This window comes from Lentzea fradiae, assembly GCF_900100955.1.
Taxonomy (GTDB): Bacteria; Actinomycetota; Actinomycetes; order Mycobacteriales; family Pseudonocardiaceae; genus Lentzea; species Lentzea fradiae.
The window spans coordinates 428,572-442,424 of sequence record NZ_FNCC01000002.1 but is presented as its reverse complement, the minus strand read 5'-3'; the positions used below and the strand labels follow the sequence as shown (position 1 = coordinate 442,424).

The window sequence follows — 13,853 nt, the reverse complement described above, 5'->3', positions numbered from 1 at the left end:
CTTCGATGATGCTCCGTCACTACGCCGGTCAGTGCAAACGACCAGTGGAAAGCCCAGCGTAGAGTGGGATTTTGTGCCCTCTCCGACAACCTCTGCCATCACTTCGCGAGAAGTTCACACCCAGGGGCGAGGGATCACCTACGGCGCATTCGCCTACGTCCTCTGGGGACTGTTCCCGGCGTACTGGCCACTCCTCGTACCCGCCCAGCCGATCGAGGTTCTCGCGCACCGGATCGTCTGGTCGTTCGTCACACTCGCCGTCGCCGTCCTGCTCCTGCGGCGCTGGCGTCCTCTGGTAGAGCTGTCTGGACAAGGCTGGCTCATCGTCACCGCGGCCGCCGTGCTGATCACGGTGAACTGGGGGACGTACATCTACGCGGTCAACAGCGGCCACGTCGTCGAGTCGGCCCTCGGGTACTTCATCACGCCGTTGATCAGCGTGGCACTAGGCATGATCTTCCTCAAGGAACGATTGCGTCTCGCTCAGTTCATCGCGATCGGCGTGCTCGTCGTCGCTGTGATCGTGCTCACCGTCGACTACGGCAGGCTTCCGGTGATCTCGCTCGTCCTGGCGTGCTCGTTCGGCGTCTACGGCCTGCTGAAGAAGAAGGTCCCGCTCGACGCCGTGTCCAGCCTCACCGCCGAAGGCGCCGTGATCACCCCGATCGCGCTCGTGTACCTGTTCACGCTCGGCAGCGCGAACACGTTCACGGGCGAGGGCACCGGCCACACGTTGTTGCTCATCAGCACCGGCATCGTCACGGTGATCCCGCTGCTGCTGTTCAGCGCGGGCGCGCGGCTGATCCCGTTGACCACCATGGGAATGCTGCAGTACCTCGCGCCGATCCTGCAGTTCGCCTGGGGCGTGTTCGTCGTGCACGAACCGATGCCGGCCAGCCGGTGGGCGGGGTTCGTCCTGGTGTGGCTGGCCCTGGCGGTCTTCACGTTCGACGCGCTGCGGAACCGGCGCAGGCAGGTGCCCGCGCCGGTCGTCTGAGGAGCGGAGCTACCGGGAGCGGGCCACGCAGTAGGTCGCCAGCTCTTCGAGGGCGTCACGCGCGGGGCACGGCGGCAGCTTGCCCAGCTCCGTGCGGGCGCGGTCCGCGTACTCGTCGAGGATCTCGCGCGCCCTGTCCATTCCGGACGACTTGCGCAGCAGCTCGAGCGCCTCGTCCACCAGGGCGTCGTCGGTGATCGGACCGGCCAGCAGCTCGGCGAGCCGCGTCTCGGCCGGGTCGGCCAGCGCGTAGAGCATCGGCAGCGTCTTCACGCCCTCGCGCAGGTCGGTGCCCGGGGTCTTGCCGGACTCGACCGACGGCGACGCGATGTCGATGACGTCGTCGGAGATCTGGAACGCCGCCCCGATCACCTCCGCGTACGCGCGCAGGGCGTCGACCTGCTCGTCCGTCGCGTCGGAGAACATGCCGCCGAACAGCGCCGCGGTGGCGATCAGCACACCGGTCTTCTCCGCGATCACCGTGAGGTAGTGGGAGATCGGGTCCTCGCCGGGCTTCGGCCCGACGGTCTCGCGCATCTGGCCCGTCACCAGGACGGAGAAGGTCTCGGCGATGATCCGCGCCGCGTCGGTCCCCAGGTCGGCGGTCAGCCGTGACGCGTGCGCGAACAGGAAGTCGCCGGTCAGGATCGCGATGCTGTTGTCCCACTTGGCGTTCGCGGAGGCCGCGCCGCGCCGCATGGTCGCCTCGTCCATGACGTCGTCGTGGTAGAGGGTGGCGAGGTGGGTGAGCTCCACCACAGTCGCCGCCTTGATGACCTTCTCGCGGTCCCACTCGGCGCCGAACTGCGACGCGAGCAGTGTGAAGAGCGGGCGGATCCGCTTCCCGCCCGCCTCCACAAGGTGAAGCGAGGTCTCCGTGACCGGGTGGAACTCGCTCTGCACGACGTCGTGCAGGTTGCGCTCCACCTCGGCCAGGCCGCCCTGGACTACCTCGGTGAGCACGGGGTCCACCAACGCGAACCCCGGTCCCTCATGCTCGCTACTGGTCACACCAGCAGCCTACGTACACCTAGCTGAGGAAGGTGCCGGTACCCGCCCATTCGAGCACCAACGTGGGCCACAGACCCAGCACCAGGGTCACGACGGCACCCAGCGTGATGGCGATCGTGGTGAACGCGCCGGGCACCGTGACGGTCGGGCCGTCCGCCGCCGGCTCGCTGAAGTACATCAGCACGATCACCCGCAGGTAGAAGAACGCCGCGACGGCCGAGGCCACCAGCGCGATCACCACGAGCGGCGTCAGACCGGCCTCGATCGCCGCGCTGAACACGACGAACTTGCCGATGAAGCCCGACGTCAGCGGGATGCCGGCGAGCGCGAGCAGCAGGAACGTGAAGGTGGCCGCCACGATCGGCGACCGCTTCGCGAGCCCTGCCCACTGCGACAGGTGCGTCGCCTCGCCGTCGGAGTTGCGGACCAGCGACACGATGCCGAACGTCGCGATCGTCGTGAAGCCGTACGCGAGCAGGTAGAACATCGTCGCGCTCACGCCCTCGCCGTCCGGCACGAGCGCGATCGAACCGATGAGCAGGAAGCCCGCGTGCGCCACCGACGAGTACGCGATCATGCGCTTCACGTCGGTCTGCGTGAGACCGAGCACAGCACCGATCACCATCGAGACGACGGCGACGCCGTAGAGCACGCCGCGCCACTCCCACTGGGTGTTCTCGAACGCCACGGTGAGCACGCGCAGGATGCCGCCGAACGCGGCGACCTTCGTGCACGCCGCCATGAACGCCGTCACGGGCGTGGGCGCGCCCTGGTAGACGTCCGGGGTCCAGGTGTGGAACGGGCCGACGGACGCCTTGAACAGCAGGCCCACCACCAGCAGGCCGAAGCCCGCGAACAGCAGCGTGTCGGAGCGGTCCGTGCCGGCCGCCGCGGTCGCGATGGCCGAGAGCTTCACCGAACCCGCGTAGCCGTACAGCAGGGCCACGCCGTAGAGGAAGAACGCGGACGCGAACGCGCCGAGCAGGAAGTACTTCACGGCCGCCTCCTGCGAGAGCAGGCGACGGCGGCGAGCCAGGCCGCACAGCAGGTACAGCGGCAGCGACAGGACTTCCAGCGCGATGAACATCGTCAGCAGGTCGTTCGAGGCGACGAACGTCATCATGCCGCCGAGAGCGAACAGCGTGAGCGGGAAGACCTCGGTCTGCATCCCGGTCTTCGTCGCCTGCGCCCGGTCCTGGACGGTGCCGGGACGGATCGCGGCCTGGGCGACGAACACACCGCCGGGCTCGACCGAGCGGTCGGCGATCAGCAGGATCGACCCGAACGCCAGCACCAGCAGCGTGCCCCACAGGAACAACGCCGGGGTGTCCACCGCGAGCATGCCCGCGAGCGTCGCCACCCCCTGCGCCGGGACGTCGTCGGCCGTGACATAGAGCACCAGCGCCGCCGTGGCGCCGAGCAGCGTCAGCAGCGACAGCAGGAGCTGCACCGCCCACCGCTGGTGCTTGGGCAGCAACGCCTCCAGCAGCACGCTGACGCAGGCTGCGCCGAGCACGATCAGCACCGGCGCGATGGCGCCGTAGTGGATCTCCGGCGCCTCGATCTGCTGCGCCTGAGCGACGAGAAGGTTCACGTCACTTGCCTTCCTGCACGGAGACCGGGTCGGTCACGCCGACCTCGGTCAGCGTCGCCCCGACAGTCGGGGTGATGACGTCGAGCACCGGCTGCGGGTAGAACCCGAGGGCCAGCACGATGACAACGAGCGGTGCGAGCACCGCGATCTCGCGCTTGTTCAGGTCGCCGATCGTGGTCTTGGTCTCCGGGTCGCCGACGGCTCCCGGACCCGCGGCCGCGCCCACGAGGGCGTCGCCGCGCAGCGGGCCGGTCATCATCCGCTGGTAGAGCCACAGCACGTAGAGCGCCGCGAGCACCATGCCGATCGTCGCGAGGATCGTGTAGACCGGCTGCGTCGGGAACGAGCCGATCAGCACCAGGAACTCGGAGACGAACGAGTTCGTGCCCGGCAGCGACAGCGTGGTCAGACCGGACAGCAGCAGCATGCCCGCGAGCAGCGGGGCCACCTTGGACATGCCGCCGTAGTCGGAGATCAGCGACGAGCCACCGCGCGCGATCACCATGCCGATCACCAGGATCAGCATGCCGGTCGAGATCGAGTGGTTGAGCATGTACGACACCGAGCCCACGCCCGCCTGCGACGTGAACGCGAAGATGCCGAGCGCGATGAAGCCGAAGTGGGCGATCGACACGTACGCCAGGAACCGCTTCATGTCCCGCTGGCCCGTGGCGAGCAGCGATCCATAGAGGACACCGGCCACCGCGAGCACGAGCACGTACGGCGCCAGGTTCTTCGACGCCTCCGGGAACATCGGCAGCAGGTAGCGCAGCATGCCGAACGTGCCGACCTTGTCGAGGATGCCGACGACGATCACCGTGACGCCGATGGGCGCCTCGGCGGCCGCGTCGGGCAGCCAGGTGTGGAACGGCACGAGCGGCGCCTTGATCGCGAACGCCAGGAAGAAGCCGAGAAACAGCCAGGTCTGCGTCGTCGAGTCGGCGTCGCTGACCACCTTCACGAGCGTCGCCCAGTCGAACGTGCCCTTGCCCAGCTCGTCCGACGCCATCGCGTAGGCGCCGATCGCGGAGGCCAGCATGATCAGGCCGCCGAGGAACGAGTACAGGAAGAACTTGACCGCCGCGTACTGCCTGCGCGCGCCGCCGTAGCCGCCGATCAGGAAGTACATCGGGATGAGCATGACCTCGAACAGCACGTAGAACAGGAAGACGTCGGTGGCGGCGAACACCGCGACCGTCACCGCCTCCTGCACCAGGATCAGCGCGAGGTACCCGCCCTGCGAACGGCCGGCGGGCAGCTTCTCCGTCCAGCCGGCACCGATCACCAGCGGGATCAGCAGCGCGATGACCGCGATCATCACCAGCGCGATGCCGTCGATGCCGAACGAGAGCCGGACGCCGAACGCCGGGATCCAGTCGACGCCGGTGGCGAGCTGGATGCGGTCGCCGTCCGGGTCGTAGGCCGTCCACAGCAGGACGGCGAGCACGAGCTCGACGAGCGAGAACGCCAGCGCCGCGAGCTTGGCCGTGCGGTCGTTCTTGCGCAGGAACGCCACCACCAGGGCGCCGGCCAGCGGCACCACCAGCAGTGCGATCAGAACCCAGGTCACGAGAACCTCACCACCAGGAGCGCCCCGAGCACGAAGATCGAGCCCAGCAGCATGGACAGTGCGTAGGAGCGGACGAACCCGGTCTGCAGCCTGCGCAACCGGCCGGAGCTACCACCGAGCAGCGCCGCGGTGCCGTTGACGACCCCGTCGACGCCCTTGAGGTCGAGGTACACCAGCGCGCGAGTGAGCCAGGTGCCCGGCCGCGCGAAGAGCGCCTCGTTGAGCGCGTTGCCGTAGAGGTCCGCACGGGCCGCGCGCACCGGGAACGACACGCGCTCCGGACGCTCGACCGGCTGGGGACGGCGACCGAAGAGCAGGAACGCGAGACCGGCGCCGACGAGCGAGAGCACGACGGTCAGGATGCCGACCACACCGTGCGACAGGACGCCGTGCGACTCCTGCAGCTCGCCGAGCGACGGCTCCAGCCAGCCGGCCAGGCGGCCGCCGGAGGAGAGGAACCAGCCGCCCGCGACGGAGCCGACCGCGAGGATGATCATCGGGATGGTCATCGTCAGCGGGGACTCGTGCGGGTGGTACTCCTTGCCGTTCTCCGCCTTGAGGTCCTTCCAGCGGGGCTTGCCCAGGAAGACCAGGATCAGCAGGCGCGTCATGTAGAACGCGGTCAGCAGGGCGCCGAGCAGCGCGACGCCGCCGAAGACGTACCCGCGCCAGCCCTCCGCGCCGAACGCCGCCGCGATGATGGCGTCCTTGGAGAAGTAGCCCGCGAACGGCGGGATGCCGATCAGGGCGAGGTAGCCGAGGGTCCACGTGACGAACGTGATCGGCAGGAACTTGTAGAGCCCGCCCATCCGGCGGATGTTGCCCTCGTCGTTCATGCCGTGCATGACCGAACCGGCGCCGAGGAAGAGCCCCGCCTTGAAGAAGCCGTGCGTCAGCAGGTGCATGATGCCGAGCGCGTAGCCGATCGGGCCGAGGCCCACGGCGAGGATCATGTAGCCGATCTGCGAGACCGTCGAGTACGCCAGGACCTTCTTGAAGTCGTCGTAGGCGCAGCCGATGATGCAGCCGATCAGCAGCGTGACGCCACCGATGATCATGACGACCAGACGGCCGTCCTCGCTCAGGTTGTAGAGCGGGTTGGAGCGGGCGATGAGGTACACGCCCGCGGTGACCATCGTCGCCGCGTGGATCAGGGCGGAGACCGGGGTCGGGCCCGCCATCGCGTCGGGGAGCCACGCCTGGAGCGGGAACTGGCCCGACTTGCCGCACGCGCCGAGGAGCAGCAGCAGCGTGATCGCGAGGACCTCGGCGGAGGAGAACTCGCTGACGCGGCCGAACACCTCGGTGTACTGCGTGGTCCCGAGCCGGTTGAACATCAGGAAGATCGCGATGGCGAGACCGAGGTCGCCGACGCGGTTCATCAGGAACGCCTTCTTGGCCGCGGAGGCGGCTTCCGGCTTGTACTGGTACCAGCCGATCAGCAGGTACGAGGCGAGACCGACGCCCTCCCAGCCGAAGTACAGGGTCACGAAACCGTTGCCCAGCACCAGCAGGAGCATCGCCGACACGAAGAGGTTGAGGTAGGCGAAGAACTTGCGCCTGCCCTCCTCGTGCGCCATGTAGCCGACCGAGTAGATGTGGATCAGCGAGCCCACACCGGTGATCAGCAGCACGAACGTCAGCGACAGCGGGTCGAGCCGCAGTCCGAACTCGACGGTCAGCGCGTTGACGTCGACCCAGTTCCACAGGTGCAGGTTCTGCACCCGCTCCTCGGGGTTCGACACGCCGAGCGTGGAGAAGAACAACGCGAGGGCGTAGCCGAACGACGCCAGCAGCACACCGCTGCCGAGCAGGTGGCCCCACTTGTCGGCGCGCTTGCCGACGACCAACAGCACCGCCGCGCCGAACGCGGGCAGCGCCAACAGCAGCCAGGCGAAGCTCGCGACCCCGCTGGCGACAACAGGTTCCGTCACCGGTGACCCCTCAGTACTTCAGCAGGTTCGAGTCGTCGACCGAGGCCGAGCGACGCGTGCGGAAGATGGACATGATGATCGCGAGGCCGACGACGACCTCCGCCGCGGCGACGACCATCACGAAGAACGCCATCACCTGGCCGTCGAGCGAGCCGTTGATCCGCGCGAACGTCACGAGGCTCAGGTTGACCGCGTTGAGCATCAGCTCGACGCACATGAACACCACGATGGCGTTGCGCCGCACCAGGACGCCGACGGCGCCGATGCTGAACAGCAGTGCCGACAGCAGCAGGTAGTACGTGGGAGTCACGACTCACTTCCCTTGAGCGCGCGCGAGTCCGGCTGGTCGCCGGTGCCCGCGACCTCGGCGACGTCGTCGGTCAGGACGGACCTGTCGGTCGCCTCGATGACGTCGAACAGCGACTCCTCCGCGACGCTGCCGTCGGGCAGCAGCGCGGGGGTGGCCACCGAGTTCGCGGTGGCGAAGACGCCGGGACCGGGGATGGACCCGACCCGCGTGCCGTCCTGGAAGCGCTCCTCGACCAGTTCCTTCTGCGTCTTCCGCGCGGGCTTCCCGTCGCGGCCCACGAACGCCAGGATCATCGCGCCGAGGGCGGCGGTGATCAGCAGCGCCGAGGTCAGCTCGAACGGGAACAGGTAGTCCGTGAAGATCTCCTGGCCGATGTTGCCGACGTTGCCGCCGTTGGTGGCGTTGGCCTCCGCGAGACCGGCGGGCTCGACCGAGGTGAGCGCGCGGGCCACGGAGCCGACCATCAGCACGGCGAACCCGATGCCGAGCAGCGCGGCCGCGAGCCGTTGCCCGCGGATCACCTCGACGACGGAGTCCGAGCTGTCCCTGCCGACCATCATCAGCACGAACAGGAACAGCATCATGATCGCGCCGGTGTAGACGATGATCTGCACGAAGCCGAGGAACGGCGCCTGCTGGACCATGTAGAGCACACCGAGGCTGAGCATCGTGACGACGAGCCACAGCGCGGAGTGCACGGCGTTGCGGGCGAACAGCATGCCGAGCGCTCCGGCCAGCGCGAGCGGGCCGAGGACCCAGAACGCGACGGCCTCGCCGGTGGTGACCTCGTCGACCACCCGCTGCACGGGCTCCGGCTGCTGCGCCAGCAGGTTCACGAGGAGGCTCACGCGCCGGCCTCCTTCGTCTCCGCCGCCTTCGCGAGCTGCGGGCCGTTCACGTAGTAGTCCTGCTCGTTGTCGCCGAGCCGCATCGGGTGCGGCGGCTGCTCCATGCCGGGCAGCAGCGGAGCGAGCAGGTCCTCCTTCGTGAAGATCAGGTCCTGGCGGTTGTCGTCGGCGAGCTCGTACTCGTTGGTCATCGTGAGCGACCGGGTCGGGCACGCCTCGATGCACAGGCCGCAGCCGATGCAGCGCAGGTAGTTGATCTGGTAGTCGGCGCCGTAGCGCTCACCGGGCGAGAAGCGCGCTTCCTCGGTGTTGTCGCCACCCTCGACGAAGATCGCGTCCGCGGGGCAGGCCCACGCGCACAGCTCGCAGCCGACGCACTTCTCCAGCCCGTCCGGATGCCTGTTCAGCTGGTGACGGCCGTGGAACCGCGGCGCGGTCACCTTCTTGACCTCGGGGTACTCCTCCGTCACCACCTTCTTGAACATGGTGCCGAAGGTGACTCCGAAGCCTTTCAGGGACTCGAACATCCCTACTCAGCCTCCTTACCGGTGGTGACTGCCTTCGCGGTGTCGTCAGCGGGGATGTTGGCGACCTTGACCTTGCGCTTGGGCGCTGCCTTGGGGACGGCGAGGTCCAGCGGCGGCACCGGGAAGCCGGAGCCGGCCAGCGGGACGCCCTTGGTGTCCGCGACCTTCTTGTCGGGCAGCAGGAACGACACCAGCAGCACCAGTCCGACGACCACACCGAGCGCGATGAGGCGCTGCGCGGTGGAGAGCTGCTGGATCGCGCCGGTGCGGATGACCGCGACGGCCATGATCCAGACGAGGCTGGTCGGGACGAGCACCTTCCAGCCGAGCTTCATGAACTGGTCGTAGCGCAGGCGGGGGAGCGTGCCGCGCAGCCAGATGAAGAGGAAGAGGAACGCCAGCGTCTTGAGGATGAACCAGAGCAGGCCCCACCAGCCGGTGTTCAGGAAGTCGCCGGTCCACGGGGCGTGGTAGCCGCCGAGGAAGAGCGTCGTCGCGAGCGCCGAGACGGTGACCATGTTGACGTACTCGGCGAGGAAGAACAGCGCGAACTTCAGCGAGCTGTACTCCGTGTGGAAACCACCGACCAGCTCCGACTCGGCCTCGGGGAGGTCGAACGGCGCGCGGTTGGTCTCGCCGACCATCGCCACCACGTAGATCGCGAAGCTCGGGAACAGCAGCAGGCCGAACCAGGCGGGGGCGAACCCGAGGATCGTGCTCGCCTGGGCCCCCACGATGTCACCGGTCGACATCGAGCCGGTGAACATGATGACCGCGACGATCGACAGGCCCATCGCGATCTCGTAGGAGATCACCTGCGCCGCCGAGCGCAGCGCCGCGAGCAGCGGGTACGGCGACCCGGACGACCAGCCGGCGAGGACGATGCCGTAGACGCCGATCGAGGAGCAGGCGAGCACCACGAGCACGCCGACCGGGAGGTCGACGAGCTGCAGCGCGGTCTCCTCGCCGAAGATGCTGACCTTGCCGGCGATCGGGATCACCGAGAACGCGAGGAACGCGGGGATGCAGGAGATCACCGGGGCGAGGAAGTACACCCACTTGTCCGCGAGGACCGGGCGGATGTCCTCCTTGAACGCGAGCTTCAGACCGTCCGCGAGCGACTGCAGCCAGCCGTTCGGGCCGACCCGGTTGGGGCCGGGACGGTGCTGCATGCGCGCGACGACCTTGCGCTCCCAGTTGATCATGAACAGGGTCATGACCACGAGGAACGCGAAGATCCCGACGACCTTGATCAGGACGAGCCAGATCGGGTCGTCCGCCAGGAGCTCGGCGGTGTCGCCGATCTCCGCCGCGAGGTACTTCGTCATGACTTCACCCCAGAGGTGGATCCGGCGCTGACGGAGACGACCGAGCCGTGGCCCGCGCCGAGCGTGGCGCGGACGGTCACGTCACCCGAGTTGGTGGGCAGCCAGATGACGCCCTCGGGCAGGTCGTCGGTCTCGACCGGGAGCGTGATCGCGCCGCGGTCGGTGGAGACCGTCACGTGGCCGCCGGTCGCGAGACCGAACTGCGCCGCGGTGGCCTCCGCGACCTTCGCGACGACCGGGCGGGCCGTTCCGGCCAGGTGCGGTTCGTCCACCTGCAGCGAGCCGTTGCCGAGCAGGCGGTGCCACGTGGCGAGCACGGCCTTGCCCGCCCCGGCGGGCGACTGCAGCGGCGCGGCGACGTTCAGCGAGGAACCGGTCGGCGCGCCGTCGCCCAGGCGGGCCAGGTCGGCGGCAGCGGCGGCGGGCGTCTGCGTGAACAGGTCCGCGTCCATCTCCACCGCGAGGGTGTCGAGCACGCGGCAGTCCGGCAGCGCGCCGGTGCCCTCCAGGGTCGTGCCGAACTCGCGGCGGCGACCCTCCCAGTTGAGGAAGCTGCCGGACTTCTCGACGGCCGGGGCGACCGGGAGCACGACGTCGGCCCGCGCGGTGACCGCGCTGTGCCGCTGCTCCAGGCTCACGACGAACGCCGCGTTCTCCAGCGCCTTCTCCGCGAGGACGGGGTCGGGCAGGTCGTACGGGTCGACGCCGCCGACCACCAGGCCGGCCAGCTCGCCGTTCGCGACGGCCTCCAGGATGCCGGTGGTGTCACGGCCGGGGGCCGCGGGCAGTGAGCCCTCCTCGACACCCCAGGCGCGCTCGACCTCGGCGCGCGCCGCCGCGTTCGCGACGTGCCGCCCGCCGGGCAGCAGGTTCGGCGTGGCGCCGACCGCGAGCGCACCGCGCTCACCGGCACGGCGCGGGATCCACGCGACCTTGGCGCCGGTGCGCTCGGCGAGCCGGGCGACCGCGGTGAACGTGCCGGGGATCTCGGCGGCGCGCTCGCCGACGAGGATCACCGCACCGGGCTTGGACAGCAGCTCGACGACGTCCGCGGCGTGGTCGGGCAGCGCGTTGATCGCGTTGGCCTCGGCGCCGGGGACGCAGGCGAGCAGCGTGCCGGACGTCTTCTCCACGGCCGGGGTCGTGTACTGGCCGAGGTGGAAGACCTTCGTCGTGCCCTTGCGCGCGGCCTTGCGCAGCCGCAGGAAGACGATCGGCGCCTCCTCCTCGGGCTCGAACGCGACCAGCAGCGCGGCCGGTGCTTTCTCGATGCCCTGGAACGTGACGCCGTTGTCCGGGTTGGTGAACACCGTGGTGCCGGACAGGAACTCCAGCTCCTCGGCGCTGTGCGGCCGGGCGCGGAAGTCGATGTCGTTGCTGCGCAACGCGATCCGGGCGAACTTCGAGTACGCGTAGGCGTCCTCGACGGTCAGCCGGCCACCGGGCAGCACACCCACACCGCCCTTGTCGCGCGCCTGCGCGAGACCGGCCGCCGCGACCTGCAACGCCTCGGTCCAGGACGACTCGCGCAGCTCACCGGTGTCCGCGTCGCGCACCAGCGGCCGCGTGATGCGGTCGGCCGAGGTGGCGTAGCGGAAGGCGAACCGGCCCTTGTCGCAGATCCACTCCTCGTTGACCTGCGGGTCGTCACCGGCGAGCTTGCGCTGCACCTTGCCGCGCCGCCAGTCGGTGCGCTCGGCGCAGCCCGACGAGCAGTGCTCGCACACGCTCGGCGTCGACACGAGGTCGAACGGACGGGCGCGGAACCGGTAGGCGGCGCTGGTGAGGGCGCCGACCGGGCAGATCTGGATGGTGTTGCCGGAGAAGTAGCTCTGGAACGGCTTCTCCTGCGCCACACCGATCTGCTGCTGCGCACCGCGCTCCAGCAGCTCGATGAACGGGTCGCCGGCGATCTGCGCGGAGAACCGCGTGCAGCGCTGGCAGAGCACGCACCGCTCGCGGTCGAGCAGCACCTGCGTGGAGATGTTGATCGGCTTCGGGAACGTCCGCTTGTGCTCGTGGAAGCGGGAGTCGCTGCGGCCGTGGGCGATCGCCTGGTTCTGCAACGGGCACTCACCGCCCTTGTCGCAGATCGGGCAGTCCAGCGGGTGGTTGATGAGCAGCAGCTCCATCACGCCCTGCTGCGCCTTGTCCGCGACCGGCGAGGTCAGCTGGGTCTTCACGACCATGCCGTCCGCGACCGTCATCGTGCAGGACGCCTGCGGCTTCGGCATCGGCCGGCCGCCCATCTCGACCTCGACGAGGCACTGGCGGCAGGCGCCCGCGGGCTCCAGCAGCGGGTGGTCGCAGAAGCGCGGGATGACCGTGCCGAGGCGCTCGGCCGTGCGGATCAGCAGCTCGCCCTTGGGCGCCACGACCTCGACGCCGTCGATGACGAGCTTGACGTGACCCTCGGGCACGACCAGCTCGGTGGACTTGTCAGGGGCGATGGTCATGCGTTCGCTCCAGCCAAAACCTTGGAGTTCTGGTCGCACAAGGCGAGGAACTCGTCCTTGAAGTACTTGATGCCGCTGGTGATCGGGCTGACGGCACCGTCACCGAGCGCGCAGAACGAGCGGCCGAGGATGTTGTCGCAGACGTCGAGCAACGTGTCGATGTCGCTCGCCGTGCCCTCGCCGCGCACCATCCGCTGCAGGATCTGCACCAGCCAGTACGTGCCCTCGCGGCACGGCGTGCACTTGCCGCACGACTCGTGCTTGTAGAACTCCGTCCACTTCATGACGGCCCACGGCACGGACACGGTCTCGTTGAAGATCTGGATCGCGGTCGTGCCCAGCATCGAGCCGGCCTCGGCGGCGCCCTCGAAGTCGAGCGGCACGTCCAGGTGCTCCGCCGTGAACAGCGGGGTGGACGAACCACCCGGCGTCCAGAACTTCAGCGGGATGCCGTCCTTCATGCCACCGGCCATGTCGAGCAGCTGGCGCAGCGTGGTGCCCATCGGCGCCTCGTACTGGCCGGGGTTCGTCACGTGGCCGGACAGCGAGTAGATCTTCGGGCCGGGCGACCGGTCGCGACCCATCTCGCGGAACCAGTCCGCGCCACCGTTGACGATGAAGGGAACCGACGCGATGGTCTCGACGTTGTTCACGACGGTGGGCGACGCGTACAGGCCCGAGGTCGCGGGGAACGGAGGCTTGAGCCGCGGCTGGCCGCGACGGCCCTCCAGCGAGTCGAGCAGCGCCGTCTCCTCGCCGCAGATGTACGCGCCGGCGCCGGCGTGGACGACGACGTCGAGGTCGAACCCGCTGCCGAGGATGTCCTTGCCCAGGTAGCCCTTGGCGTACGCCTCGCGCACCGCCGCGTTGAGGCGGCGGATGCAGTGCAGGACCTCGCCGCGGACGTAGATCGCCGCGAAGTTCGCGCGGATCGCGTACGACGTGATGATCACGCCCTCGATCAGCGAGTGCGGGTCCGCCATCATCAGCGGGATGTCCTTGCAGGTGCCGGGCTCGCCCTCGTCGGCGTTGATGACGAGGTAATGCGGCTTGCCGTCGCCCTGCGGGATGAAGCCCCACTTCATGCCGGTGGGGAAGCCCGCACCGCCGCGGCCGCGCAGGCCGGAGTCCTTGCACTGCTGGATGAGCTGGTCCGGGTGGACCTTCAGCGCCTTGGGCAGCGCGGTGTAGCCACCGGTGCGCTCGTAGGTCTCGATCGTCCAGGACCTGGGCTCGGTCCAGCGCTTGGTGAGAACGGGAGTCAGCGGGTCAACCATC

General features: G+C 69.0%; 11 protein-coding genes. 1 reads left to right on the top strand and 10 read right to left on the bottom strand.

From position 1 onward, the window contains the following. Positions 1-73: 73 nt before the first annotated feature. A complete protein-coding gene (rarD, locus tag BLT23_RS06195; protein WP_176946620.1) occupies positions 74-997 on the top strand; it encodes an EamA family transporter RarD in 924 nt (307 codons plus the stop codon). Positions 998-1,006: 9 nt separating this feature from the next. On the opposite strand, the gene BLT23_RS06190 is transcribed toward rarD, so the two are convergent. The 10 genes from BLT23_RS06190 to nuoF are packed head-to-tail and all read right to left on the bottom strand — an operon-like array spanning position 1,007 to position 13,852. Then, positions 1,007-2,008: a polyprenyl synthetase family protein gene (locus BLT23_RS06190; protein WP_090046445.1), complete on the bottom strand. Its 1,002-nt coding sequence runs from the start codon at positions 2,006-2,008 to the stop codon at positions 1,007-1,009. A gap of 19 nt (positions 2,009-2,027) precedes the next feature. Continuing rightward, positions 2,028-3,602 carry an NADH-quinone oxidoreductase subunit NuoN gene (gene nuoN, locus BLT23_RS06185; RefSeq protein ID WP_090046443.1) on the bottom strand — a complete coding sequence of 525 codons (1,575 nt, stop codon included), beginning with the start codon at positions 3,600-3,602 and terminating at the stop codon, positions 2,028-2,030. Position 3,603: 1 nt separating this feature from the next. Then, positions 3,604-5,172, bottom strand: coding sequence for an NADH-quinone oxidoreductase subunit M (locus BLT23_RS06180; RefSeq protein WP_090046441.1), 1,569 nt, complete (start codon positions 5,170-5,172; stop codon positions 3,604-3,606). After that, entirely contained in the window at positions 5,169-7,106 is a 1,938-nt protein-coding gene (nuoL, locus tag BLT23_RS06175) for an NADH-quinone oxidoreductase subunit L (protein WP_090046438.1), read from the bottom strand. The genes BLT23_RS06180 and nuoL overlap by 4 nt, the downstream gene beginning before the upstream one ends. A gap of 10 nt (positions 7,107-7,116) precedes the next feature. Then, positions 7,117-7,416, bottom strand: a complete 300-nt coding sequence (gene nuoK / locus BLT23_RS06170; protein ID WP_030473209.1) for an NADH-quinone oxidoreductase subunit NuoK — start codon at positions 7,414-7,416, stop codon at positions 7,117-7,119. Next, on the bottom strand, positions 7,413-8,264 hold the full coding sequence (locus BLT23_RS06165) for an NADH-quinone oxidoreductase subunit J (RefSeq protein ID WP_425434349.1): 852 nt from the start codon (positions 8,262-8,264) through the stop codon (positions 7,413-7,415). Before BLT23_RS06165 ends, nuoK begins: the two co-directional genes overlap by 4 nt. After that, positions 8,261-8,791 carry an NADH-quinone oxidoreductase subunit NuoI gene (gene nuoI, locus BLT23_RS06160; protein ID WP_090046436.1) on the bottom strand — a complete coding sequence of 177 codons (531 nt, stop codon included), beginning with the start codon at positions 8,789-8,791 and terminating at the stop codon, positions 8,261-8,263. The genes BLT23_RS06165 and nuoI overlap by 4 nt, the downstream gene beginning before the upstream one ends. Positions 8,792-8,793: 2 nt before the next feature. Then, the gene (nuoH, locus tag BLT23_RS06155) at positions 8,794-10,095 is read right to left on the bottom strand and encodes an NADH-quinone oxidoreductase subunit NuoH (protein ID WP_090046901.1); all 1,302 of its coding nucleotides are present in this window, start codon (positions 10,093-10,095) and stop codon (positions 8,794-8,796) included. 20 nt (positions 10,096-10,115) lie between these two features. Beyond that, positions 10,116-12,575 (bottom strand): NADH-quinone oxidoreductase subunit G, encoded by a 2,460-nt coding sequence (locus tag BLT23_RS06150; RefSeq protein ID WP_090046434.1) that lies wholly within the window; start codon positions 12,573-12,575, stop codon positions 10,116-10,118. Then, complete coding sequence (nuoF, locus tag BLT23_RS06145; protein ID WP_090046432.1) at positions 12,572-13,852, bottom strand: NADH-quinone oxidoreductase subunit NuoF; 1,281 nt, start codon at positions 13,850-13,852, stop codon at positions 12,572-12,574. The genes BLT23_RS06150 and nuoF overlap by 4 nt, the downstream gene beginning before the upstream one ends. Position 13,853: the final 1 nt, after the last annotated feature.